The organism is Campylobacter sp. RM10537 (assembly GCF_022369435.1).
GTDB classification, from domain to species: domain Bacteria; phylum Campylobacterota; class Campylobacteria; order Campylobacterales; family Campylobacteraceae; genus Campylobacter_D; species Campylobacter_D molothri.
Window position 1 is genome coordinate 26,006 of record NZ_CP059597.1, and the last position, 26,554, is coordinate 52,559.

Consider the following 26,554-nt stretch of genomic DNA (forward strand, 5'->3'; position numbering starts at 1 on the left):
TTCTTAGAATTTTTTAGATAGAATTCTATTTTTTATGATTTAAAATTATAGCTAAAAAGGTTTATAAAGCATGGTTGTAAGATATAGCAGAGAAGTTATGGCTAAAAAATGGGATATTAAGGCTAAATATGATGCTTGGTTAAAAGTAGAATTAGCTGCTGTTAAAACTTGGAATAAATTAGGTCTTATTAATGATACCGACTGTGAAAAAATCTTAAAAAATGCAAAATTTGATATTGATAGAATCGATGAAATTGAAAAAACAACTAAACATGATGTTATAGCTTTTCTTACAAGTGTGAGTGAAAGTTTAGGAGAAGAGAGTCGTTTTGTGCATTATGCAATGACGAGTTCTGATTGTATTGATACTGCTGTTGCTTTGCAAATCAAAGAAAGTTTAGAACTTATTTTAGAGGATATTTCATTGCTTTTAGAGGCCATTAAAAAACGAGCTATGGAGCATAAAAATACTTTGATGGTTGGAAGAAGTCATGGAATTCATGGCGAACCTATAACTTTTGGTCTTGTTATGGCAATTTGGTATGATGAAATTTTACATGCTAAAGATCTTATAATGCATGCTAAAGAAGTGATTAGCTATGGTAAAATTAGTGGTGCGATGGGAAATTTTGCTCATGCTCCTTTAGAATTTGAAGAAGAGGTTTGTAGAAATTTAGATCTTAAGCCTGCTCCGGTTTCTAATCAAATTATCCAAAGAGATCGTTACGCGCAAGTGATTTCAGCTATTGCTATTTTAGCTTCATCTTGCGAACAAATTGCTGTAGCAATAAGGCATTTTCAAAGAACAGAAGTTTATGAAGCTGAAGAATTTTTTGGCACAGGGCAAAAAGGAAGTTCAGCGATGCCGCATAAAAGAAATCCAGTTTTGAGTGAAAATATTACGGGACTTTGCAGAGTTCTTCGATCTTTTGTTACTCCAGCGTTGGAAAATGTTGCGCTTTGGCATGAAAGAGATATTTCTCATTCTAGTGTAGAGAGATTTATTTTACCAGATGCTTTTATAACAGCTGATTTTATGCTTACACGTCTTACAAATTTAATTGAAAATCTCTTAGTATATCCGGAAAATATGATGAAAAATTTGAATCTTACCGGAGGACTTGTCTTTTCTCAACGTGTTTTATTAGAGCTTCCTTTCAAGGGAATTAGTCGTGAAGAAGCTTATAAAATCGTTCAAAGAAATGCTATGAAGGTATGGTCTGATTTGCAAAATGGCAAAGAGGCAATTAATGATAAAAATGAAAGTTTATTTTTAATAGCGCTTTTACATGATGAGGATTTGAGAAAAAGTTTAAATGAAGAGGATATACGTAAATGTTTTGATTATAATTACTATACAAAAAATATTGATGCTATTTTTGCAAGAACATTTAAATAATTAGGCTAAGGAAAACAATGAAAGTTATAAAAAGAAATGGACGAACAGAAGAATTAGATATTGCTAAAATTAAAAAATGTACTTCCGATGCTGTAAGAGATTTAGAGGGTGTAAGTTTAAGTGAATTAGAGCTTGATGCTAAAATTCAATTTAGAGATGGAATTTCAACTGAAGAAATTCAAAAAACTCTTATTAAAACAGCTGTAGATAAGATAGATATTGATTGTCCAAATTGGACTTTTGTTGCAGCTAGGCTTTTTTTATTTGACTTGTATAAAAAAGTTAATGGCATGAATCGTTATAATCATTTACGTGATTATTTTGAAAGAGGTGAAAAAGAGGGGAGAATTTTACTAGGTTTAAAAGAAAAATATGATTTAGATGATTTAAATGATTATATCAAGCCTGAGCGTGATATGCAATTTACTTATTTGGGTGTTAAAACTTTATATGATCGCTATTTAATTAAAGACAGTAAAGGTATGCCTATAGAGCTTCCGCAGCAAATGTTTATGGCTATAGCTATGTTTTTAGCACAAAATGAATTTAATCCTGGAGAATGGGCTAAAAAATTTTATGATTTGATTTCCAAATTTGAAATTATGTTGGCTACTCCAACTCTTTCAAATGCTAGAACTACTAGACATCAGCTTAGTTCTTGTTATATAGGGAGTACTCCTGATAATATTGAAGGAATTTTTGACTCCTATCAAGAAATGGCGCTTTTATCAAAATTTGGTGGTGGTATAGGTTGGGATTGGTCGAAAGTTCGTGCTATGGGTGGAAGTATAGACGGACATAAAAATGCTGCTGGAGGAATTATTCCTTTTTTAAAAATTACAAACGATATTGCTGTTGCAGTTGATCAGCTTGGAACAAGAAAGGGTGCTATTGCAGTTTATATAGAGCCTTGGCATATGGATATAAGCGATTTTATAGATTTAAGAAAGAATTCTGGAGAAGAAAGACGTAGAGCGCACGAGCTTTTTCCTGCTTTATGGATTAATGATCTTTTTATGAAAAGAGTTAGAGCTAACGACAAATGGACGCTTTTTGATCCTGCTGATACAGCTGATTTATGTGATTTGTACGGGGAAGAATTTGAAAAACGTTATGAAGAATACGAAAAAGATGAAAATATTGTTAAAGAAATTGTAGAGGCAAAAGAGCTTTGGAAGAAAATATTGTTAAATTATTTTGAAACAGGTTTGCCATTTTTATGTTTTAAGGATGCTGCTAATAAAGCTAATCCAAATTCTCATGCAGGAATTATTAGAAGTTCAAATTTATGTACAGAAATTTTTCAAAATACTGATCCTAATTATTATCAAATTAAAGTTGTTTTTGAAAATGGAGATGAAAGACATTTTGACGAAGAAGAGCGTGTAATTATAGACGGTGGTTATGAAAAATCAGCCAAGAAAATTTCAACTTTAGATAGTATTGATGGTAATAAAGTTTATATAGTTGAAAAGTATAAAAATGATGGTAAAACCGCTGTATGTAATTTAGCAAGTATTAATTTAAGCAAGGTGCATTCTAATGAAGATATCGAACGCGTTGTACCTACAGCTATTCGTATGCTTGATAATGTAATTGATTTGAATTTTTATCCTCATAGGAAAGTTAAAGATACAAATTTAAAATCTCGCTCCATAGGACTTGGAGTTATGGGTGAAGCACAAATGCTTGCTGAAGCTAGAATTCATTGGGGGAGTGAAGAGCATTTTGAAATAATTGATAAGATTATGGAAAAAATTAGTTTTGAAGCTATAAATGCAAGTTCTAATTTATCCATAGAAAAGGGATCTTATCCTGATTTTCAAGGATCAAACTGGAGCAAGGGAATTTTTCCTATTGATGTTGCTAATGAACAGGCTAAAGCTTTAACTTTAAGAGAAGGTTTGTTTAATCAAAGCGATTGTGATTGGAATAAGCTTCGAGAAAAAGTTAAAAAAGATGGCATGAGAAATGGATATCTAATGGCAATCGCTCCTACTTCCTCTATATCTATTTTAGTAGGGACCACTCAAACTATAGAACCTGTTTATAAGCGTAAATGGTTTGAACAAAATTTGAGCGGTATGATACCTGTTGTTGTTCCAAATTTAAGTCTTGAAACTTGGGAATATTATACTCCAGCTTATGAACTTGATCAAAGAATTTTGGTAAAAGCAGCTGCTATACGCGGAAAGTGGATAGATCAAGGGCAAAGCTTAAATATCTTTTTATCATTGGATAAGGCAAGCGGGGGCTATCTTAATGAAATTTATCAGCTCGCTTGGGAACTTGGTGTTAAATCTACATACTATTTAAGAAGTGAAAGCCCTAATAGTGAAAAAGTAAATGTGGCTGATCGTAGTATAGAGTGTGAGGGATGTCAGTGAAAATTTATTAAAGTTTTTATTTTTAAAAACTTTAAATTTAAAATGATTAAAAAAAAGAATCTATTTTTTTAATCATTTCTTTTGCATCATTGATGCGATTGATTTCATCTCTAAAAGCTGAAGCTTCTTTATGACCCTTGGAATACTCATGTAAATGTTTGCGAAATATACTTACGGCTTGATTTTGATAATGCTTTAACATTTCTTCAAAATGAGTTAGTATGATTTCTTTTTTTAATTTTTCTTCAACTTTTTTGTTGTGTTTTATTTCATAAAATATCCAAGGGTTACCTATACTTGCCCTTCCTATCATTAATCCATCGCATTTTGTAATATTATAAACCTCAAGAGCGTTGTTTGCATCGATGTCTCCATTGGCAATTACTGGAATTTTTACACTTGCTTTAGCAAAGCCTATAGAATTATAATCAGATTTTCCACTATAAAGCTGTTTTCTTGTTCGTCCATGGATGCTTATAAAATCAACACCTAAATTTTCGCAAATTGTTGCCATTTTTTCAGGATATTTTTCATTAAATCCTAATCTAAATTTGACACTTGTTAATTTTTTTTTATTGGTTTGCTTGATTACTCCCACCAAAGTTTTAAAAAGTTCTAAATCGTTTAATAAAGCACTACCAGCACATTGCTTAACTACTTTATTCACAGGGCAGCCGCAATTAAAATCAATACCGTCTATAAAATCCATCTTATTGAGTATTTCAACAGCTTTTTTAAGTATTTCTTTATCACCTCCAGCAATTTGCACAATATAGGGTTTTTCTAATTCTGAACGTTCTAGCATATGTAAAGTCTTAGAGCTTTCGTACACTAAAGCATTAGAGCTTATCATTTCACTGATAGTTACATCAGCTCCAAATTTTTTAACTACATTTCTAAATGGTAGATCTGAGAAACCTGCCATTGGAGCTAGAAATAAAGGTTTATTGGTAAAATCTATCATTGTATAAGATGATTTAAATCAAATTTAATATTATTTTCTTTAAGGATTAAAAAAGCTTTAAAATCGTTAAATTTTTTTTCATCTTTTCTGATTTGCTCTCTTAGTTCATCTAAAAGGCCAAATTCGGCAAGTAAATATAAGTATGCTTTTAAAGCTTCATTTTTTTCATTTTTTATTTTGGAAAAAATTCCTAGTATTGCATCTGGATTAAAAAATTTAGTGCTTATTTTTGCAATGCTTAAATATTCCTTTTCGTTTAAGAGAGAATGAGACAATAAAACTTCAAATTCAGCAGTATTAAGTTCAAGACTCCCATCTTTAAAGCGTTTTATTAAGTTTAAAACTTGATGAGAATTTTTAGAAATTTTAATATTTTTAATTTGTTCATAATTACCTTTTTGCAGAAGGGTATTAAAGGCTAATTCTTCAAATTCATCTTTAATTTCAGTAATATTTTTTATTTTAGAATAAGCATAATTAATATCATTTTGAATGCGATTTTGCTCATTTTTTAAAAATAAAATATTATTATTTGGAAGTTTAAATTTGGAAATATTTTTATATTCTTGATTATTTAAAGCGTCAATGAGATCTAAAATTTCATTGATTTTAGTTTCATTTGGAATTTTTTCATGAGTCTTTAAAATTTTTGCAAATTGTGCTACTTTTCTAAATTCTTGAGTATAAAAGCTTGTATTTAACTCTTTTTCTAAAAGTAAATTTTGAATATAACTTTCAAACTTAGCAGAATCTTTAAAGAAATGTTTAAATTTAAAAGTTAATAAAAAATGATAAAAAATCATATGAAAAGTGGCAAAAAAAATCAAGGGAATTAAAGGTAAAATTAGCCAAATCATAATTGGAAGTTCAAAATTATAAGTGCTAAAATTTAGAGTATAGCTACCAAGTTTTAAATACCAAGCAAATGCAAAAATTATAAGAGTGTAAATAAGGCTAGCACCCAAAAATAATTTAACTTTCATAAATTTTTTCCTTTTTCCAAATTTTCGCGACAAGTAATACAATATTTTGCATGAGGTTTTATTTTAAGTCTTTCAACGGCAATTTCATCATCGCAAGATTCACAAATACCATAAGTATTATTTTTGATTTTATTAAGAGATTCTTCAATTTCTTTTAATTCTTGTTTTAAGTTGGCACTAATAGCAAGATCAATTTGAGAATTTGTTTCTATAACTGAAAAATCAACACTATCGCTAGGAACGCTATTGTGTAAGGCTTCGATTTCTTTGGAATTACTTTGTAAATCTTCTTTGATAGCTTTTTTTCTTTGTTCTAAATTATCTTTAAAAAAGTTCAAGTCATTTTTTTTCATAAAATTTCCTAATTCATTTGTGGTAGGGATGATTGGAGTTAATGCAAAAGGCGCGATAAATTTGTTCTAAAAGCAAAGTTTTAACAAAATAATGTGCCAAAGTCAATTTACTCAACGAAAAGCTAAAATCTAATTTTTCTGTAAATTCTTTTCTTAGTCCATAAGCCCCACCTATAAAAAAACTTAATTCAATTTTATCTTGTATCATTTTGGCAAATTCTAAACTTGTTAGTTCTTTACCTCTCTCATCAAGAGCTATATTAAAACCTTTTTTGTGTGTATTAAATGCTTCTTCGTAGCTTTTTTTTGCTAATTCTGGATTGTTAAGATTTTGCGCATTGGCTATTTTTTTATTAAAAAGATTATATTCTTTAATTGTGGCAAATTTAGATATTAATTTGAAATATTTTTGATCTAAAATTTCAAATTCATCGTTTTTTTGTATATAAAAAATATTAATTTGCAAATCAATTTCCGCAAAAAAACTTAAGTACATCACTAAGATATTTTTTCATTTCAGATCGCTCAACTATTGCATCTATAAGCCCATGTTCTAGTAAAAACTCGGCTCTTTGAAAGCCTTGTGGCAAATCAGCCCCTATGGTTTGTTTTATAACTCTTTCTCCTGCAAAGCCTACCAAAGCTCCTGGTTCTGCAATTACTAAGTCTCCAAGCCAAGCAAAAGAAGCACTAACCCCTCCCATAGTTGGATCTGTTAAAATGCTAATATAAGGAATTTTTTCTTTACTTAAAAGTTTTAAAGCGGTGCTTGTTTTACTCATTTGCATTAAAGAATAAGTGCTTTCTTGCATTCTAGCACCTCCGCTTGAACTTACAATTACTAAAGGATTTTTATTGCTAATGGCTCTTTGTATAGCTCGAACTATTTTTTCACCCTCTACTGATCCTAAAGAACCACCCATAAAGGAAAAATCAAACACAACTAATTGGGTTTTAATTCCATTGATTGTGCATTCTCCGCTTACAACTGCTGACTTTTTACCTGTTTTGTTTTGATTTTCGCTTAATCTTTTTTTATAAGATTTACTATCAACAAATTTTAAAGGATCAATAGCTTCTAAATTTGCATCGAATTCTATAAAACTATTTTCATCGCTTAAAAGATTAATTCTTTCTGTAGGAGAAATCCTCATATGGTGAGAACACTTAGGACATACATTAAAACAAGATTCTATTTCTTTGTAATACATTAAAGCATGGCAGCTTGGACATTTTATCCAATGATTTGGTGCTTCTTTTACACTAGGTTGTTGTCTTCTAATTTTTGAAAAAATATCTGCAAAATTCATAAAATCACCTAATTAGATTTAAAAGATTTAAGAATTATATCAAATTTTTCTTATCTTTTCTTGCAAAAGATATTTTTTAATATAAATTTCTATCCAATGGAATTTATTTATGATAAATATTTAAATTTTTAGATGTTTTAACGCATCTAAAAATATTAAAAACGTGTTCCTAGATTAAATTCAAAAGTACTTGTATCATCGCCTTTTTTCTTATTTAACGGTTTAGCAAAGATAAGTTGTAAAGGCCCAATAGGAGTTATCCATTCTAAGCCCACGCCTGTACTCATTCTCTTGATTTCATCTAAATTTTTGCGCCCAATCATGCCATAATCAAAAAACATGCTTCCACGGAGTTTTATTCTGTCTATTAAAGGAAAGCTAAGTTCTACGGAATTAGCAAAAGCTATAGTTCCACCCACTTCATCACCCCATTCATTTTTAGGACTTACGGTTCTGCTTTCAAAACCACGAATTGAGCGAATACCGCCTAAATAAATTCTTTGATTAATCGGTAAATAACCTCTATTCCAAACTTTATAAAAACTTGCTTTGTAGCGATAGATAAGGTCATAACCTATATAATCTTGCAAACCTTGATAAAAATTAAATCTAGTACTTGAGGATAAAAATTTTTGATCTCCACCAATTCCAGCGTATTCAAGGCTTGTTGAAGCAATGATTCCTGATCTTGGTAGATAATAATCATCCGTATTATTAAATGAAAGGGCTGGAGATATAGAACTTTTAATACTTTTTCCAAGATCATAACCTGTTCTTAAAAGAGTTGGGCTAAGATGGTAAATATCACTTTGCTCTAGATTGTAGGTTAGACTTACATTATAATATCTTGCAAATTGACGCCCAACAGTAATATCAAACCCATAGTTTTTTTCTGAATAATTATCCCATTCATAATCATTAGAATAAAGAGTCCCTCCTAAACTATACTGGCTATCAAGAACTCTTGGATCGAGTAAGCTGATTCTTCCTGATAAAGTATCATTACTTTTGTCTACGCTTACTGAACTTTTAATCCCTGAGCCAAAAATATTTGTATCAGAAAGAGAAGCATTTAAAAGCAATCCATCACTTGATCCATATCCTATACCCCCAGAAATTGCACCTGTAGAGGCTTCTTTAACATCGACAATAAGATCAATATGTGTATCATCAACTTTTTTTTCTTTAATATTAACATCATCAAAATAAGAAGTTCTTTTTAGAGCGTTTTTAGATTCAGTCAAATCTGTTCTATTGTATAAATTACCTTCAGTGATATATAATTCTCTACGTATAACACGATCCACTGTGCGAGAATTATTTGCAATAATTACATTTCTGATATAGACTTTTTCATGAGGAATGACTTTAAAATTAATTGTAGCTTCATGAGTTTCATCATTTTTTTGGATATCTGGATAAACTTCAACAAAGGCATAACCCAAATCAGCACTTTGCGTTTCTAAAGTTTTTACATCTTTTCTAATATCTTCAATATTAATAATCTTACCAACGCTAGAACGCAGATTTTTAATTGTTTTTAAATTTTGTTTTTCTTCAAATAAAGGATTTTCTATAGAAATATTTTTAATTTTATAGGGTTTACCTTCTTTGATAAAATAAGTTAAATCGGCTTGATATATATCAGTATAAGTTTTTAAATAGGGCGCAGAAACTTGTACATCCAAGTAGCCTTTTTTCATGTATTCATCGCTAATTCTTGCACTATCATTGTTTAATTCAAATATTTTAAGCTTTCCATCATTTCTTCCCCACATCCAGCCCATAAATTCTTTTTCTTTATTAATTACGGCAGGTTCTATGTTGGAATAAGATAGTTTTTTAGCTCCGCTTAAATAAACATTGTTGATAATAATATTTTCCCCACGATTTACTATAAATTCAAGCTCTAAGCCATCTGTATTGTTTAGAGTTTTTGTTTTATACTCTACAATAGTGTCAAAATAACTTCTTGCTTCATAGTAATTTTTAATTCGATCACATGCTTCTTTGGCACTTGATTCATCAAATAAATTACCCTTTTTAATCCCAAGTATGCTTTCAATCTGTTTTCGGTCATTAGAGGCAATCCCTGTAACAGTGATTTTAGCAATACTTGGTTTTTCTGTAACAATAATATTTAAAATTCCATTATTTTCTTTTACAGCAATATTATCAAAATAATTTTGCTTATAAAGATTAAGTATGGCTTTATTAACCTTAGAAAGATCTAGTTTTTCTCCAATTTTTAAGCCAGTAATATTAAGCGCACTTGTATTTGAAAGATGATTTAAGCCGCTAAATTTAATTTCTTTTATAACAGTAGCACCACTTAAAGTGGCCAATAAACAAACACTGATAATTTTTTTCATTGATTTTTTTACCTAATAAATAAGCTTTATATTAAAAAGTTATGATTATATCAGAAAAATTTTAACAAAAACAAGATATTTTAGGGTTGTTTAAATTTGGTTAAATTAAACTTCTTCAAGATTTTTAATTTTCTATAATTTTAAGTATTTACTATATTTTTATAAAATTTTTAAAAAATTAAATTAAATTATTTTATTGATTTTTAGGAAGAAAAGATGGCAAGAAGAAAGAAAAAAGCTTTTTATCTGTATTTTTTAATCCTTGTTGCTTTGGTAGCTTTTTTTATTGTAAAAGAAAATATAGTTAAAAAAAGTTTGCCTCAAATTCTTATGCCTGATATTGTCTATACAAATCTTGAAAAACCTATTTCTGTACACATTAAAGATGAGAATCATTCTATTGAGAATGTACAAATCATTTTAAAAAAAGATGAACAAGATACTGGAACACTAATTGCAGATGAAAAAATAAAAAAATTAAATGATATTACTTTACAAGTTGTTTTGCCAAAAAGTAGTGAAAAATCAAAATCTTTTATTATGGAAATTATTGTTAAAAATGATTGTTTTTGGAATATTTTTGATAAAGATAAGGCAAAGAAGCAAATCGCAATTATAATTGATAATACTGCTCCTAAAATAAATATTTTAAGCAATTCCTATCAAATTGAACAAGGTGGAGCAGCAAGCGTTGTATTTTCTGCAAAAGATACTAATTTAGATCAAGTTTATATTCAGACTAATAGAGGAAAAATTTTTAAAGCAACTCCTTATGTTAAAGATGGTTATTATGCAGCTCTTATTGCTTGGGATGCAAGAGATGATGAATTTAGGGCTTATGTTATTGCAACGGATAAGGCCGGAAATATTTCTAAAGAGCGTATAAGATATTATTTTTTAAACAGAAAATACAAAGTCTCTAATATCAATCTTACTGATGGATTTTTAGATGGTAAAATTGAAAATTTAGCCCAAGAATACGCTCCAAAAGATAATAATTTCACGCGTTTTGATAAATTTAAATTTGTCAATGAAACCTTAAGAAATGATAATGAAAAATTGATACATGAAATTACGTCAAATGTTTTAGAGGATAAAATTAATGATTTTTCTTTTAATTTATTTTTGCCACTTAAACATGCGTTAAAAGTTGGGGATTTTGCTGATCATAGATATTATTCTTACAATGGTCAATTTGTTAGCGATTCTTATCATATGGGTATAGATTTAGCTAGCGTTAGAGAAGCCCCAATAATTAGCAATAATTCTGGAAAAGTCATATTTGCACAAAAAAATGGAATTTATGGACTTAATTTGATTGTTTATCATGGATTTGGTGTTTATAGTCTTTATGGACATTGTTCATCTAAAAATATTAATGTTGGTGAAAATATAGCCAGTCAAAGTGTGATTGCAAGAACAGGAAAAAGTGGTTTGGCTCTTGGAGATCATCTACATTTTGGAGTTTTAGTTCAAGGAGTAGAAACGCGTCCAGAGCAGTGGCAAGATAGAAAATGGATCGAGGAAAATATTTATAAAGTTTTAAATACTGGAAAAAAAATAATTTTAGGACAGCAACAATGAAGCAATTAACTTTAGCAAGATCAGTAAAAGGTGTGGGCATAGGGTTGCACAAAGGTGAACCTATTGAGATTACTCTTGAGCCTCTAGAGGCTGATAGTGGTATAGTTTTTTTTAGGAGCGATTTAAATGTAAGTTATAAAGCGATTCCTGAAAATGTAATCAATACTCAAATGGCTACTGTTTTAGGAGATGATCGTGGTTTTATTTCAACTATAGAACATTTAATGAGCGCAATAAATGCTTATGGAATTGATAATGTGAGAATTGTTTTAAATGCAAATGAAGCTCCGGTTATGGATGGATCAAGTATTAGTTTTTGCATGATGCTTGATGAAGCAGGAGTTATGGAACTAGATGCGCCTAAAAAAATTATGGTTATTAAAAAATCAATAGAAGTAAGAGATGGAAATAAATTTGTAAGATTGATACCAACTAAAGAACCTCGTATTAATTATACAATTAAATTTGATAATGCTGTTATAGGTGAGCAAACTTATAATTTTGAATTCAGTAAAAAAAACTATATAGAAAATATAGCAAGAGCTAGAACTTTTGGTTTTTTAAAAGATGTTCAAATGCTTAGAGATAAAAATTTAGCCCTTGGCGGTAGTTTGGAAAATACTATAGTTGTAGATGAGAGTAGAATCTTAAATCCGGAAGGTTTACGTTTTAAGGATGAATTTGTAAGACATAAAATTTTAGATGCTATTGGGGATTTAACCTTGCTTGGATATAGAGTTTTTGGTGATTATATATCTTTTGCTGGAAGCCATCATTTAAATCATTTGCTTACTAAAGAGGTATTAAAAGATAAAGAAGCTTATGAGATAGTTAGCCTTGAAAAAGCAAATGTAAAAGCTTATGAAAAGGTTTTTGCATAAAAACTTCTCTTTTGCTTAATGCCTTATCTAAGCCTTTAATGCTTGGTATTTATAAAAATAATCTTCTAGTAAAAAGTATAACAAGTTATGAAAAAGCGAGTGAATTTATACCTAAAATTTTACAAGAATTACTTCAAGATTTCACCTTTGATGAGCTTATTTATGCTAATGGTCCAGGTTCTTTTATGGGAATTAAAATTTCTTATGTGAGTTTGAGTACTTTAAGTATAGTTAGAAATATCCCATTATTTGCAATTAGTGCATTTGAATTAAATAACAATCAGCCTATTAGTGCCCATAAAGAAATGTGTTTTGTAAAAAAAGGGGATGAAATTTTTTTAGAAAAGGCTACTTCGGGAGAGTTTGTTTTGCCTTTAAATTTAAGCAAGCTTAATAAAAAAAATGATAATCTACCTTTTTATTTTTTACCTGCAATTTAAATCATTTTATTAGGAATCAATATTGAAAATTTTAGTACCGGCAACGAGTGCAAATTTAGGGCCAGGGTTTGATTGTCTTGGCTTGAGTATGAGGCTTTTTAATAGCACTATTATCGAAAAATCCAATTTTTTTAGCATTAGCGTTTATGGAGAAGGTAGCGAAAATTTAAGTCTTAAAAAAAATAATATTTTTGTGAGTATTTTTAATGAATTTTATGAAAGATTGAGTGGAAAAAAAGAAAAATTTCGCTTTATTTTTGAAAATAAAATTCCTTTATCTAGAGGACTTGGGAGTTCTTCTGCTGTGATTGTTGGGGCTATTGGTGCAGCTTTTGAAATGGCTGGATTTAAGATTGAAAAACAAAAAATTTTAAATGAGGCTTTAAAATATGAAAATCATCCAGATAATATAGCTCCAGCAACTTTAGGTGGATTTGTGGTTTCTGTGATTGAAAATGAAAGTGTTTTTAGTATAAAAAAACCTATAGATGAAAATTTAAGTGCTGTTGTGGCTATTCCAAATGTATTTATAAGTACAGATCAAAGTCGCACAGCTTTGCCATCAAGTTTTAATCTTAAAGAATGTGTGTTTAATTTATCTCATTCTTCTTTTCTTACAGCTTGTTTTTTGGAAAAAAAATATGATTTATTAGCCATAGCTAGTAAGGATTTAATACACCAAACCTGTAGAATGAAAAATTTACCTGAACTTTTTGAGGTACAAAAATTTGCTCTAGAAAATAAAGCTTTGATGAGTACTCTTTCAGGATCAGGTTCTAGTTTTTTTAATCTTGTATATAAAGAAGATGCAAATTATTTAAAACAGCAACTTAAGCAAAAATTTAAAAATTTTAAAATTTTAGTTTTAGAATTTGATAATAAAGGTTTTGAAATTTGCTAAAAAATGAAAAAAAAAGATATAATTCTAAAAATGCAGACAAACATAAACCAGTTAGAATGTGCGTGGTTTGCAAAAATCGTTTTTTTCAAAAAGAATTGCATAGATTAAAGGTTTTTAAGGCTGGGTTATACCAAAATTTAGCTTTTGGTCGTAGTATTTATTTGTGCGATCATTGTCTTTTAATTGAAGATGAAAAATTTCAAGCCACATTCTCGAAAATATGTAAAAAATTAAATATAAAAATCACTCAGCAGAATATAAAGGAGATCATTTTAAATGGCAAAAATTAGAATTCATGAAATCGCGAAAGAATTAGGATATGATAGCAAAGAAATCATTGAAAAGGCAAATGAATTAGGGCTTAATATTAAAACTGCATCAAATGCCGTAGAACCTGATGTTGCTGCCGGAATTTATGAATACATACAAACCAAAGTTATCCCCGAAGCTTTTAAAAAAAATATTAAGCAAACTCCGGCAAAAAAAACAAAGGCCAAAATAAAAGAAGATAAAGTTCAAGCTACAAAAATCACGACTTCAGCAAAACAAGAAAAAGTAGAAAAAAAAGAAATGATCAAGCCAAAAGAAGAAATTAAAGAAGAATCTAAAGAAAAAGTTCAAGAAAGTTTAGCAAGTGCTACTTTAGCAAAAAGAAGAGGTCTTGTGATAGTTAAAAAGAAAAAAACTGAAGAAGAGCTTGTAAAAAAAGAAGAATCAAAAAATGTCTCTGAGCTTTCTTCAAATCAAGAAAGAATTAATTTAAAAACGATGTTTTCAAATACTGATCTTGATGATTCTGCAAAAAGAAAGAAAAAAGATAAAAAACCTAATATTGCAGTAAAAAAAGAAAGTGCTCAAAAAATGGATTTGCTAGGAAATCAAGATTTTGCTGAAATTTCTTTAGATGATGAAGATGAGGTTGTTTTACCTGATTTTAGTGTCAAAGAAGAGGAAAAACCAAATAATGCAATTAAAAAACAGCCTAATTTTTTACGCCAAGCTGTTGGTAATTCTGTTAATTTTGCTGAGGGTGGAATTCAAAGAAGAAGTCGCAAAAAGCCACCTAAAAAAGTAGAAAAAAAAGAAAATGAAGCGATTACAAGTGTTGAAATTCCTAAAGAAATTAGAGTATATGAATTTGCCGATAAAATAGGTAAAAGCACAAGTGAAGTAATTTCAAAACTTTTTATGCTTGGCATGATGACAACTAAGAATGATTTTTTAGATGAAGATGCTATTGAGATTTTGGGCTCTGAATTTGGTATAGAAGTAAGCATTACCAATGAAGCAGATGAATTTGATTATGTAAAAGATTATGAAGCTCAAGATGATGAAAAAGATTTAATTACTAGAGCGCCTGTTATTACGATAATGGGACATGTCGATCATGGTAAAACTTCATTGCTAGATTTTATTAGAAAATCTCGTATTGCAAGCGGCGAAGCAGGTGGAATTACTCAGCACGTGGGTGCTTATATGGTGAAAAAAAATGATCGCAAAATCACATTTATCGATACTCCAGGTCACGAAGCTTTTACAGCAATGCGTGCAAGAGGTGCGAGTATTACCGATATTGTTATTATTGTTGTAGCTGCTGATGATGGGGTTAAGCCTCAAACAAAAGAAGCGATTAATCATGCAAAAGCTGCCAATGTGCCTATTATTATAGCGATTAACAAGATGGATAAAGAGGGTGCAAATCCTGATATGGTAAAAACGCAACTTGCTGAACTTGAGATCATGCCAGTAGAGTGGGGTGGAAGTTATGAATTTGTAGGGGTATCTGCTAAAACTGGAATGGGGATAGAAGATTTACTTGAAATCGTGCTTTTACAGGCTGATATTTTGGAATTAAAGGCAAATCCTAAAAATTATGCAAAAGCAAGTATTATAGAATCTTCTATACAAAAGGGTCGTGGTGCCGTGGCCACTGTAATAGTGCAAAATGGAACTTTAAAAGTAGGTGATACGGTTGTAGCGGGTGTTTCTTATGGAAAAATAAAAGCTATGAGCGATGATCAAGGAAAAGCTCTTAAAGAGATCAAACCAGGCGAATGTGGAGTGATAGTTGGTTTAAGTGAAGTAGCACAATCAGGCGAAATTTTAATCGCTGTTAAGACTGACAAAGAAGCAAGAGAGTATGCAGCTAAACGTTATGAATATAATCGTCAAAAAGAACTTAGCAAATCTACAAAAGTTAGTATTGATGAACTTGGAGCTAAGATCAAAGAAGGCAATATTAAAGCCTTGCCTGTTATTTTAAAAGCGGACGTTCAAGGAACTTTAGAGGCTTTAAAAGCTAGTTTAGAAAAGTTAAAAAATGATGAAATTAAAGTTAATATTATCCATAGTGGAGTAGGTGGAATCACGCAAAGTGATATTGAACTTGCTAGTGCAAGTGAAAATTCTATCGTACTTGGTTTTAATATACGTCCAACAGGAGAAATCAAAGAGCGCGCTAAAGATAAAGGCGTTGAAATAAAAACTTATAATGTTATTTATAATCTTTTAGATGATGTTAAAGCATTGCTCGGAGGTATGATGAGTCCTATTATTTCTGAAGAGCAACTAGGTCAAGCTGAAATCAGACAAGTTATTAATGTGCCAAAATTGGGTCAAATTGCTGGTTGTATGGTTACAGAGGGTGTGATTAATAGAGGAGCTAAAATTCGTCTTATACGAGAAGGCGTAGTAGTTTTTGAAGGAAGCGTAAGCTCTTTAAAACGCTTTAAAGATGATGTTAAAGAGGTTGCAAAAGGCTATGAATGTGGAGTTGGTATACAAGGATGTGATGATATGAGAGTAGGCGATTATATAGAAAGCTATAAAGAAGTTGAAGAAAAAGTGAGTCTATGAATCCATCTGAGATTAAAAAATTACGCACAGAAAGCATTTTAAAAGAGCTTATTCCTGAAGCTTTGGCAAATTTAGATGATGAAAATTTGAAAAATCTTTGCGTTGTGGATGTAGAATGTAAAAAGGGTAGATATGATGCTTTTGTATATCTTGATAAGATGTTTTTTAACACTCATGAGCAAGAAAAAATTCTCAATACTTTAAAAAAGGCATCAAAGGCATTGCAAAATTATTGTATGAGTGAACAAGGTTGGTATCGCTGTCCGAATTTTCATTTTAAATTTGATGATAGGCTTGAATATCAAAATCATATGGATGCACTTTTTGAAAAGATAAAAAAGGAAAAAAATGAATCTTGAGGCCTTATGCAAAGAAGCAAATTTAGAACTTTATGATAGTGAATTAGTCAGTGAAAATGGAAAAAAAATTTATCGAATTTATGTGATGAATCCTTTAAATGAAAAAGGTGAAAGAGTGGGGATAAATTTGGATGATTGCGCTAGACTTAGTGAGATTTTATCGCCTATTTTTGATGTAGAGCCACCTGTAAGTGGAGAGTATTTTTTAGAAGTTTCAAGCTGTGGGCTTGAAAGAAAGCTTGGTAAAATAGAACATTTTGAAAAAAGTATCAATGAGCTTGTAAAAATCACAACCAATGAAAAAGAAAAAATCGAAGCAAAAATTCTTAGCGTTGAAAATGGAAATATAAATTTACAAACCTTAGATAATGAAAAAATCACTCTTAAATTTAGTGATATAAAAAAAGCTAAAACTTTTGTGCAGTGGTAGTTTGAAAATGATTTAAATAATAATTTATTACAAGTTTTAAATTATGATTGATAAAAAAAGGAATAATTTATGATTGAATTTTCAAATGAAGATAAAGAAGAATTTATAAAAGCTATAGATGAGTTAATAAAACAGGTAGATGATTGTATTTTAAGAAATAAAAGAACAAAACAAGGTAAAATTAGCATCGAGGGTTCCTCTAGTCAAAATATTAAGCAGTATTTAGAATTTATTGATAAAAAATATAACTATTCTTTTAAAATTGCTATAGGAAATTCTGGAGGCTTTTTAAATTCTGATAGTTGGATTATGTTTGCCAGAAATGATTTGCTAAAGGAAGGCTTAATTAATGGTAAAAAAATAACTCCGACAAAAGGGGTTTATATATTTATAGCATATTCTGGTTATTTAGAAGATAATAAACACATCGTATTGAAATTTGGTTTTCCGCAAGGAAATATTGAAAATTCTAGATGTGTAGCCATAAATAAAATGGAAAATGATGGATATTTAAAAAAATTTGATTTTATTTGTGATTTGAGTGATAAAGATAAATTATTAAAAGACTTTTTAAAAATGATGAATTATTTTAATTCTTTCAGTGAAAATGATTTTCGATTAAATAAAAATAATAAAATAATTTTTAAAAATCAAATTCTTTACGGGCCTCCAGGTACTGGAAAAACTTATCATACTATAGATAAAGCTTTAGAAATTTTGGGTGAAAATTTAGAAAATAGAATAGACAAAAAAGCAAAATTTGATGAGTATGTAAAAAATGGACAAATAGTTTTTACGACCTTTCATCAAAGTTATGGATATGAAGAATTTATAGAAGGCATAAAACCTATTATAAATAAAGATAATGGAAATTCCAAAGAATTAGATTATGAAATAAAAGATGGAATTTTTAAAAGAATATGCAATAGAGCGTTGAATAAAGAGAGAAAAGTTGATAATAATGAAATTGATGATATAACTATTAATAATGATACTCCAATATGGAAAATTTCTTTAGGACCTAACGCTTCGCTAAGAGACAAGTGTTTTAAGGAAAATAAAATTTATATAGGATGGAATAAAATTCCAGAAAATATGAATGAAGAATTTTTAGCACTTGGTACAAATGATAAAAGCACTATTAATAATTTTAAAGATGAAATGCAAATAGGCGATTTGGTATGTGTGTTTAATTCTTTAAAAACTATAAAAGGCGTTGGTATTATAAAAAGTGATGTCAAATACGGCAACGATAAAGAAGAATATCGAACTTACAGAGATGTTGAATGGATATCAAAAGATAGCGAAATTAGCTTATATGAGCTTAATGATAATAAAAATTTAACCTTAAAAACAGTTTATAAATTGTGGAGAATCAGGGCTAATGATTTATTAGAAAAAATAAAAAACGAAAAAGAACAAATTGATATAAAAACTATTGATGATAATACAGAAAAGAAATTTGTTATTATTATTGACGAAATCAATCGCGGTAATGTGAGTAAGATTTTTGGTGAGCTTATAACTTTGATAGAACCAAGCAAAAGAATAGGTAAGGAAGAAGAGCTAAAGGTAACTTTGCCTTATAGTGGTGAAAAATTTGGGGTACCTGAAAATGTTTATATTATAGGCACCATGAATACAGCTGATAGAAGCATAACTTCGCTTGATACAGCTTTAAGAAGGCGTTTTGAATTTGTAGAGATGATGCCTGATTTAAGTAAATTAAATAATAAATTTGTAAAAAAAGATCAAGAAAAAGTAGAATTGCAACAATTACTTGAAGCAATAAATACTCGCATAGAATACTTGCTAGATAGAGAAAAGACTATAGGGCATGCATTTTTTATGAATATTGAAAATTTAAATGATTTAAAATGGGTTTTTCAAAATAAAATTATCCCTCTATTGCAAGAATATTTTTATGATGATTATGCTTTAATCAATGCTGTTTTAAATAATAATGGCATGATTGAAGAAGTTGTAGAAAATAAAGAAAATGATTATTTGCATAGTATTAGGAAGCTAGAAATATATAACGAGAAAATTATTTATAATATTACCTCTTTTGATAGTAAAATTTGGGATAATGAAATAACGTATCAAAAAATTTATAAAAATCAAATTAGCGATAATAAAACCAAAGAAAATTAACTAAAACAATGACTAATGTTTTTCAAGTTATTGAGTATCAAGCTTTTGGTGAGAATGACTTAAAAAAAGATTTTGGAAATAGGGCAAATAAATTTTATAAAGAATTAGAAGAATTTGCTAAAAATAATGAAATTTTTTTAGGTTTTAAAAATAAAAATACTTTAAAAGCTAAAAATTATGTAGGCATGATACAAACAAAAAGCGGGATTTTGGAGATTTTGCCCAAGTGCACCGATCTAGAAAATTATCAAGGAGAAAAAGATGAGAATTTTAAAAAAATAAATTTTCATCAACTAAAACAAATTTATAAACTAGATATACAAAAGAACGGGTCTAAAAACGAGATCAAAATAGAAAAATTTGTAAATTTTAACTATGAAAAAAATTACAACTTTCCTTCTAAGCAACTTTTGTTAAATTTGCTTACAACCTTAAAAAATTCTCCTTTTAAAAAAAGTCATATTTCATCTTTAAAAACTTCTAAAATGCCTTTATTTGAAATTTTTATTTCTATGTTTTTAGAAGAATTAGATATAGTTTTTAAAAAAGGATTAAAAAAAGATTATGTGAGTATACAAGATAACAGGGCTTTTTTAAAGGGAAAATTGCTTTTTAGAGAAAATTTAAAATACAATCTCACTCATAAAGAAAGATTTTTCACACAAAGTGATGAGTTTATCTTGGATGTTCCGCCAAATCGTTTGATAAAATCTACTCTTGAATTTCTAAAATCCAAAACAACAATACATAAATTTAAAGTCATAAAAGTCTTGCAAATGTTTGATGAGGTGCAGTTATCTAAAAATTATAAAAAAGATTTCGAGTATAAAATTTCAAGACATTTTGATTATTATGAAACTTTGCTTTCTTGGTGTAAAATTTTTTTACAAAATGAAACTTTTACTCCTTATAAAGGAAGCAACGAAGCTTTTGCTTTGCTTTTTCCCATGGAAAAACTTTTTGAAGACTATATAGCTCATATGTTTAAAATAGCCAATGAGCAAGTTAAGATTAAAACTCAAGATAAAACAAAATTTCTAATGAGTAAAAATAATATTGAAGATTGTTTTTTACTTAAGCCAGATCTTCATATCCAAGATCATATAATCGCAGATACTAAATGGAAAATTTTAAGCGATAGTGATGATAAAAAACAATACCCTATCGTACAAAGTGATCTTTATCAAATGTTTGCTTATGCTGTTACATTCAAGGTAAAAGAGGTTTGGCTTATTTATCCTTTGTGTGGGAGGACTTTAGAATTAAAAGAGAAAAGCAAAAAGGATGAGTATTTTTTCAAAGCAAGTGATCTTGCAAATTCTACAAAAGATCGCATAAAATTAAAAATCTTATTCGCACCCTTACCTTTTGCAAATGATTTTTATGCCTAAATTGATTAAAAAACCAAAACAAGCAACGATAATAATACAAGCTCCGCTAGAAAGATCAAAATAATAGCTAAGTAAAAGCCCGCTTAAGCAAAAAATCATACTTAAAAAACTTGCTAGAATCATTATAAAGCCAAGTTTTTTGCTAAAATTTTCAGCAATAAAGCTAGGGATACTCAGTAACGCCATAATAAGAATAAGTCCAACAAGACGGATCGAAATACAAATGCAAAATGCCATTAATGCGATTAAGAGATAGTGAAAAAAAGTTGTGTTGATTCCACGTACCTTTGCAAATTCAGCATCAAAGCTTATTGCTTCAAATTGTCTATAAAATAAAAGCATTAAAAAAATCACAATCGCATCGATCAGTCCCATTAAATATAAATCTTGATTTTCAACTGCTAAAATATTTCCAAAAAGATAGGCCATAAGATCAGTATTATAACTGGGACTTAAATCTATAAGTATGATACCAATTGCCATACCAAATGCCCAAATCACAGCAATAATATTATCACTTCTATGCTCATAACGTTTGACTAAAAAGGCAACAATAAAGGCTAAAACTAAGGTAAAAATACTTGTACTAAGCAAAATAGGTAAAGAAAAATAAAAAGCAATCCCTATACCCCCAAAAGCTCCATGTGTAATGCCTCCAGCCATTGAAAAAAGCCGATTAATCATGATTAGAGTGCCTATAATTCCACACGCAATACTGACTAAAATTGCCGCAAAAAGAGCGTTTTGAAATATAGTAAAATGAAAAATTTCAAACATTATTTTTCCTTAGAAAGACACAGTGGTTTTTAAATTTTCATCTTTACATTTATGATTACATAGGCAAGAATTTAAACTCATTTCTACATCGCAAAAATGAGAATGATTTTCGTATAAATGTTTTAAAAAATCATTCTTCTTTTTTTCCTTTTGATTGGAGTGCAAAAATAATTCTTTATTTAAGTGCGCGATTTTATCACTATAGGCAAGGACTAAATTTATATCATGACAAACAAGTAAAATGCCAATACCTTTTTCATGTAAAGATTTCAAAAGCTCAAAAATTTGAATCGCTGATTTGCTATCAACACTCGCAGTTGGTTCATCTAATATAAGCATTTTGCATTCATCTACCAGAGCCCTTGCTATAAATACGCGTTGTCTTTGTCCTCCGCTTAATTGATTGATTTTTTTATTCCAAGAATCTTGCATTTGGACTTTTTTTAAAGCTTCTAAGGCTTTGTTTTTATCTTCTTGTTTATAAAAACCAAATTTTTTTTTATTGATAAGTCCCATAAGTACAATCTCTAGGACTCTAGGATTAAAATTCGGATTGGCTAAGGTATGTTGTGGAACATAGCCAATTTCAGTTTTTTTTATTTGTTTAAATGTAATTGAATTATGCGAATTTAAAAGTCCTAAAATCAACTTTATGAGTGTAGATTTTCCAGCACCATTTGGACCTATTATAGACAAGAAATCTTGGTTGTTATAGGTCAGGTTGATATTTTTTAAAACACATTCTTTATTGTAAGAATAATTAAGATTTTTAATAGAAAAAAATTCCATAAAATTACCTATTTTAAAGCTTTAGATAAGGCATCGCTGACATTTAAAAGTTCTTTTTCCCAATCTTTTGAAAGATGATTGATAACATAAATTTGAGCATCACATTGACGAGCTAAGGCTTTTGCCGCATTTTCAGGAAAACCATTTTGAACAAAAATAGTTTTAATGTGTTTATTTTTAATAAAAGTTATCAGTTGTTTTAATTCTTTTATTTTGGGTTCTTTTCCTAAAATTTCTACAGGAATTTGAATCAAATGATAGCGTTTGGCAAAATAAGCCCATGAAGGATGGTAGACAATAAATTCTTTTTGTTTGGTATTTTCAAGTTTTGAAGAGATTTGTAAATTGAGATTATCTAATTCTGCTAAGAATTTATTTAAATTTTCCTTATAAAAATTTTTATTTTCAGGATATTTTTGAGCTAAAGCATCATAAATATTTAAAGCCATAGTTTGAACCAATATAGGATCTAGCCAGGTATGAGGATCTTTTTGTTCACCATGATGAGAATCTTGAAAATCTAATAATTTAATATTCTTTTGCATATTAATAATTTCTAAGTTAGGAAAATTATGGTGAAATTTATCTATAAAAATTTTTTCAAATTCTAAACCTATGGTAAAATAAATTTCACTTTGCTCCAATTTTTTCATAATACTTGGTTTAAACTCAAAATGATGTTCATTAGTGTTAGGGGGTAAAATAATATTAACTTTTAAAGTATTTCCGGCTATTTTTTCAATAAAAAAGGCTTGAGGCGGTATGCTTACACTTACAATGGGAATATTTTTATTATTTTTTGTGTTAAAATTTTGAGCCCAAATTAAATTTAAAGAACCTAAAACTATAAATAGAAAAAATATTTTTTTTATCATTAAAAACCTTATATTTTAGATATTTTACGAGATTATTTTTTTAATATAAAATAAATTTTTGCTTCGTTATAATATCATTTTTTTTGTAAAAATTATTTAAAATTGAAAAAGGGAATATCTATGGGGAATTTGAAATTTAAGGTTTCTTTTGTCGCGGGTTTAATTACCGTAATTTGTTTAAGTATTTTGGGTGTTGTAACTTATTTTTTTCTAAAAAATTTAATTTATAATCAAGTTATTAAAACTGAAACTAGCTATATAAAAGTTGCTAAAAACTCTCTTATATCATTTCAAGAAAAGAATTTAGATGCTATTCAAAATTATAGCAAGAGAATTTTGAATTTTTCTTATGATGAGTTAAACAGTGAAAAAGCTCTTATGGAAAATGTAGGAGAAGACCTTAAGATTTTAAGAGATACTGGCGGTTTCTTAGCAGCATATATTGCTCAGCCAAATGGAGAATTGGTTGTATCAGATACAGATTCAGATGCTAAGGGAGTTGATTTTGGAACTTATGGCAAAAAAGATAATTATGATGCAAGAACTAGAGAATATTATCAAGAAGCCTTAAAAACAAATGGTGTTTATATAACTTCATCTTATATCGATGTTTCTTCAAAACTTCCATGCTTTACTTATGCTAAAGCTCTTTACAAAGATGGTAAATTTATAGGAGTGTTAGGAATTGATATCTTAACAAAAGATTTACAAAAAGAATATGAAGCAAATCCAGGAAGAACTTTTGCATTTGATAAAAATAATAAAATTTTTGCAGCTACAGATAAGGAGCAACTTAAAGAAGGCTATAATATTGATCAAATTGCAGCCTTATCCAAAACAAAAGCAGATTTTGAACCTTTTGAATATATAAGAAAAAAAGATAATAGTGAAAGATTTGCTATATGTGCAAAATATGAAAACTCGACCATTTGCATAGGAGAACCACTTGATATTGTAAGAGAACCTATTCTTAAAATGACTTATGTACAAATCGTTTCTTCTGTGATAATGGTTGTAATCATTTCTTTCTTATTGTATATTTTTATTGCCAAACTTCTCTCCCCACTCACCATCATCCAAAACGGTCTTAATGCTTTCTTTGATTTTATCAATCATAAAACAAAGAATGTTTCTACTATTAATATAAAAACTAATGATGAGTTTGGTCAAATCTCAAAAGCCATTAATGAAAACATCCTTATTACTAAACAAGGTTTAGAACAAGATAATCAAGCTGTAAAAGAATCAGTCTCTACAGTTCAAGTTGTAGAAAAAGGAGATTTAACAGCAAGAATTACTGCAAATCCAAGAAATCCTCAACTTGTAGAACTTAAAAATGTTTTAAATAAACTCTTAGATGTCTTACAAGAAAAAGTAGGTTCTGATATGAATGCTATTCATAAAATCTTTGAAGAATATAAGAGCTTAGATTTTAGAAATAAATTAGAAAATGCTAGAGGTAGTGTTGAAGTTACTACTAATGCTTTAGGTGAAGAAATCATTAAAATGTTAAAACAAAGTTCTGATTTTGCTAATCACTTAGCAAGTGAAAGTTCTAAATTACAAAATGCTGTTCAAAACCTAACTAGCTCTTCTAATTCTCAAGCAGCTTCTTTAGAAGAAACTGCTGCTGCTTTAGAAGAAATTACTTCTTCTATGCAAAATGTTTCTGTTAAAACCTCTGATGTAATCACTCAATCAGAAGAGATTAAAAATGTTACAAGTATTATTGGAGATATTGCAGATCAAATCAATCTTTTAGCATTAAATGCTGCTATAGAAGCAGCACGTGCAGGAGAACATGGACGAGGCTTTGCTGTTGTGGCTGATGAAGTTAGAAAACTAGCAGAAAGAACTCAAAAATCATTGAGTGAAATAGAAGCTAATACTAACTTACTTGTTCAATCTATTAATGATATGGCAGAATCTATTAAAGAACAAACTGCAGGTATTACTCAAATCAATGAAAGTGTAGCTGCTATTGATCAAACCACTAAAGATAATGTTGAAATTGCTAATGAGAGTGCAATCATTTCTAATACTGTTAGTGATATAGCTAATAATATATTAGAAGATGTTAAGAAGAAAAGATTTTAAGAATCTTTTCTTTAAATTATAATCAAATGATTATTCTTTAAATCATAATCTTTAAACTATTATCTTAAATCATTATTTTTAAATAGTTATTTTTAAATAACTATTTTTTATGATAATTGAAGATTCATTATTAAATTAAGCAATTTAATCTTTTAATGGATTTTTTATTAAAAGATTAAAAGCTTTATTTTTGATTTAATAATTTCTTTAATTTTATCTTTTGTAACTAAATTTTTAAGTTCATTACTTTCTGCTTTAATTCCATTCATATTTAAATGCCATAAAGCATTTTCTATAGCTTCATCTTTTTTTCTTTCTACTATGCGTGTTTCATCAAAAATAAATTTATAAAAAGTTATATTTTTTTCTAGTAAAAAACTTTCTAAATCTTGTTTATTAAATCCTTTAAATTCAGTATTAAAATGTTTAAATATTGGGTCTAAAAAATCACTTTTTCTATAATCAGCCCAGCCAAGATATATTCTTTGAGAAGCTAAATTTAAAAAAGCTTTGAAATCATTTTCATTTTGCAAAGCTAAAGACATACTTAAAAACGCTATATCAAAGTTTTCTTGATTTTCTTTATAAAAATTTTCAAAATCTAAATGAAGTATTTTAATATTATTAATATTATTTTTTATAGCATCTTCTTTTAAAATTTCAAGCATAGCTTTAGAATTATCTATACCTAAAACACTTTTTGCTTTTTGCGCTAAATGTAAAGTCCAAACACCTGTGCCACAACCTATATCTACAATATTTTTATTTGTAAAATCAATATTTAATTCATTTAACTTCTTAAAAGTTTGCTTTTGGATATCGTTTAATTTTGCATATCTTGCATAGCTTTTAGCCTTTTTATCCCACAAATTCATATTCATTCCCAAAAAAATAATTAAAATATAATTGTAAAATGTTTCTTTTAACTATACAAATAAATAAAACTAATATCAATAAATCTTTAATTTAAAGTAGCATTAATAAAATAAATAAAAATCTTTAATATTTAGAAAAATATAACTTTTTATAAATTTATTTTTGATGAAACACGCATAGTAGAAAGAAAAAAAAGATGAAGCTATAGAAAATGCTTTATGGCATTTAAATATGAATGGAATTAAAGCAGAAAGTAATGAACTTAAAAATTTAGTTACAAAAGATAAAATTAAAGAAATTATTAAATCAAAAATAAAGCTTTTAATCTTTTAATAAAAAATCCATTAAAAGATTAAATTGCTTAATTTAATAATGA

General features: G+C 28.5%; 23 protein-coding genes and 1 pseudogene. 14 read left to right on the top strand and 10 right to left on the bottom strand.

Annotated elements, in window-relative coordinates:
* Window positions 1–70: 70 nt before the first annotated feature.
* On the top strand, window positions 71–1,399 hold the full coding sequence (gene purB / locus CMOL_RS00110; RefSeq protein WP_239820302.1) for an adenylosuccinate lyase: 1,329 nt from the start codon (window positions 71–73) through the stop codon (window positions 1,397–1,399).
* A gap of 17 nt (window positions 1,400–1,416) precedes the next feature.
* Window positions 1,417–3,786: a ribonucleoside-diphosphate reductase subunit alpha gene (locus tag CMOL_RS00115; protein WP_239820303.1), complete on the top strand. Its 2,370-nt coding sequence runs from the start codon at window positions 1,417–1,419 to the stop codon at window positions 3,784–3,786.
* Between the two features lie 46 nt (window positions 3,787–3,832).
* Here the strand turns inward: CMOL_RS00115 and CMOL_RS00120 are convergent, their stop codons facing one another.
* The 6 genes from CMOL_RS00120 to bamA all read right to left on the bottom strand — a co-directional run bounded on the left by CMOL_RS00120 (window position 3,833) and on the right by bamA (window position 9,768).
* Window positions 3,833–4,750 (bottom strand): tRNA dihydrouridine synthase, encoded by a 918-nt coding sequence (locus CMOL_RS00120; RefSeq protein ID WP_239820304.1) that lies wholly within the window; start codon window positions 4,748–4,750, stop codon window positions 3,833–3,835.
* Window positions 4,747–5,733 carry a hypothetical protein gene (locus CMOL_RS00125; protein ID WP_239820305.1) on the bottom strand — a complete coding sequence of 329 codons (987 nt, stop codon included), beginning with the start codon at window positions 5,731–5,733 and terminating at the stop codon, window positions 4,747–4,749. The genes CMOL_RS00120 and CMOL_RS00125 overlap by 4 nt, the downstream gene beginning before the upstream one ends.
* Window positions 5,730–6,086, bottom strand: a complete 357-nt coding sequence (gene dksA / locus CMOL_RS00130) for an RNA polymerase-binding protein DksA (RefSeq protein WP_239820306.1) — start codon at window positions 6,084–6,086, stop codon at window positions 5,730–5,732. The genes CMOL_RS00125 and dksA overlap by 4 nt, the downstream gene beginning before the upstream one ends.
* 13 nt (window positions 6,087–6,099) lie before the next feature.
* Complete coding sequence (locus tag CMOL_RS00135; RefSeq protein ID WP_200281523.1) at window positions 6,100–6,552, bottom strand: 23S rRNA (pseudouridine(1915)-N(3))-methyltransferase RlmH; 453 nt, start codon at window positions 6,550–6,552, stop codon at window positions 6,100–6,102.
* Window position 6,553: 1 nt separating this feature from the next.
* Window positions 6,554–7,396, bottom strand: coding sequence for an acetyl-CoA carboxylase, carboxyltransferase subunit beta (gene accD / locus CMOL_RS00140; protein ID WP_239820307.1), 843 nt, complete (start codon window positions 7,394–7,396; stop codon window positions 6,554–6,556).
* Window positions 7,397–7,551: 155 nt separating this feature from the next.
* A complete protein-coding gene (gene bamA, locus CMOL_RS00145; RefSeq protein ID WP_239820308.1) occupies window positions 7,552–9,768 on the bottom strand; it encodes an outer membrane protein assembly factor BamA in 2,217 nt (738 codons plus the stop codon).
* A gap of 216 nt (window positions 9,769–9,984) precedes the next feature.
* Here bamA and pgp6 point away from each other — a divergent pair, with 216 nt between their 5' ends.
* The 10 genes from pgp6 (at window position 9,985) to CMOL_RS00195 (ending at window position 20,764) form a co-directional block, all read left to right on the top strand.
* Window positions 9,985–11,352, top strand: a complete 1,368-nt coding sequence (gene pgp6, locus CMOL_RS00150; RefSeq protein ID WP_239820309.1) for a peptidoglycan metallopeptidase Pgp6 — start codon at window positions 9,985–9,987, stop codon at window positions 11,350–11,352.
* Complete coding sequence (lpxC, locus tag CMOL_RS00155) at window positions 11,349–12,233, top strand: UDP-3-O-acyl-N-acetylglucosamine deacetylase (protein WP_239820310.1); 885 nt, start codon at window positions 11,349–11,351, stop codon at window positions 12,231–12,233. Before pgp6 ends, lpxC begins: the two co-directional genes overlap by 4 nt.
* Before the next feature lie 11 nt (window positions 12,234–12,244).
* Window positions 12,245–12,673 carry a tRNA threonylcarbamoyladenosine biosynthesis protein TsaB gene (locus tag CMOL_RS00160; protein WP_239820311.1) on the top strand — a complete coding sequence of 143 codons (429 nt, stop codon included), beginning with the start codon at window positions 12,245–12,247 and terminating at the stop codon, window positions 12,671–12,673.
* Window positions 12,674–12,695: 22 nt separating this feature from the next.
* Complete coding sequence (thrB, locus tag CMOL_RS00165; protein WP_239820312.1) at window positions 12,696–13,574, top strand: homoserine kinase; 879 nt, start codon at window positions 12,696–12,698, stop codon at window positions 13,572–13,574.
* On the top strand, window positions 13,568–13,864 hold the full coding sequence (locus CMOL_RS00170) for a YlxR family protein (protein WP_234284798.1): 297 nt from the start codon (window positions 13,568–13,570) through the stop codon (window positions 13,862–13,864). The genes thrB and CMOL_RS00170 overlap by 7 nt, the downstream gene beginning before the upstream one ends.
* Window positions 13,851–16,430, top strand: coding sequence for a translation initiation factor IF-2 (gene infB / locus CMOL_RS00175; RefSeq protein ID WP_200281542.1), 2,580 nt, complete (start codon window positions 13,851–13,853; stop codon window positions 16,428–16,430). Before CMOL_RS00170 ends, infB begins: the two co-directional genes overlap by 14 nt.
* On the top strand, window positions 16,427–16,789 hold the full coding sequence (gene rbfA, locus CMOL_RS00180) for a 30S ribosome-binding factor RbfA (RefSeq protein WP_239820313.1): 363 nt from the start codon (window positions 16,427–16,429) through the stop codon (window positions 16,787–16,789). The genes infB and rbfA overlap by 4 nt, the downstream gene beginning before the upstream one ends.
* Entirely contained in the window at window positions 16,779–17,219 is a 441-nt protein-coding gene (rimP, locus tag CMOL_RS00185) for a ribosome maturation factor RimP (protein WP_239820314.1), read from the top strand. The genes rbfA and rimP overlap by 11 nt, the downstream gene beginning before the upstream one ends.
* Before the next feature lie 69 nt (window positions 17,220–17,288).
* Window positions 17,289–19,373, top strand: a complete 2,085-nt coding sequence (locus tag CMOL_RS00190) for an AAA family ATPase (RefSeq protein WP_239820315.1) — start codon at window positions 17,289–17,291, stop codon at window positions 19,371–19,373.
* An 8-nt stretch (window positions 19,374–19,381) separates the two neighbouring features.
* Window positions 19,382–20,764: an McrC family protein gene (locus CMOL_RS00195; protein WP_239820316.1), complete on the top strand. Its 1,383-nt coding sequence runs from the start codon at window positions 19,382–19,384 to the stop codon at window positions 20,762–20,764.
* On the opposite strand, the gene CMOL_RS00200 is transcribed toward CMOL_RS00195, so the two are convergent.
* Genes CMOL_RS00200 through CMOL_RS00210 form a run of 3 tightly spaced genes read right to left on the bottom strand, consistent with a single transcriptional unit; the run spans window position 20,735 to window position 23,202 of the window.
* Complete coding sequence (locus CMOL_RS00200; protein ID WP_239820317.1) at window positions 20,735–21,541, bottom strand: metal ABC transporter permease; 807 nt, start codon at window positions 21,539–21,541, stop codon at window positions 20,735–20,737. The two genes, CMOL_RS00195 and CMOL_RS00200, sit on opposite strands and share 30 nt — an antisense overlap.
* 9 nt (window positions 21,542–21,550) lie before the next feature.
* A complete protein-coding gene (locus tag CMOL_RS00205; RefSeq protein ID WP_239820318.1) occupies window positions 21,551–22,330 on the bottom strand; it encodes an ABC transporter ATP-binding protein in 780 nt (259 codons plus the stop codon).
* Between the two features lie 8 nt (window positions 22,331–22,338).
* Complete coding sequence (locus tag CMOL_RS00210) at window positions 22,339–23,202, bottom strand: metal ABC transporter solute-binding protein, Zn/Mn family (protein WP_239820770.1); 864 nt, start codon at window positions 23,200–23,202, stop codon at window positions 22,339–22,341.
* Window positions 23,203–23,325: 123 nt separating this feature from the next.
* On the opposite strand from CMOL_RS00210, the gene CMOL_RS00215 reads away from it, so the two are divergent.
* Window positions 23,326–25,302, top strand: coding sequence for a methyl-accepting chemotaxis protein (locus CMOL_RS00215; RefSeq protein ID WP_239820319.1), 1,977 nt, complete (start codon window positions 23,326–23,328; stop codon window positions 25,300–25,302).
* 167 nt (window positions 25,303–25,469) lie between these two features.
* Here the strand turns inward: CMOL_RS00215 and CMOL_RS00220 are convergent, their stop codons facing one another.
* Window positions 25,470–26,177, bottom strand: a complete 708-nt coding sequence (locus CMOL_RS00220; RefSeq protein ID WP_239820195.1) for a class I SAM-dependent methyltransferase — start codon at window positions 26,175–26,177, stop codon at window positions 25,470–25,472.
* Window positions 26,178–26,315: 138 nt separating this feature from the next.
* Here CMOL_RS00220 and CMOL_RS07860 point away from each other — a divergent pair.
* Window positions 26,316–26,511, top strand: a pseudogene (locus CMOL_RS07860) (class I SAM-dependent methyltransferase); the annotation flags it as partial.
* Between the last annotated feature and the right edge of the window lie 43 nt (window positions 26,512–26,554).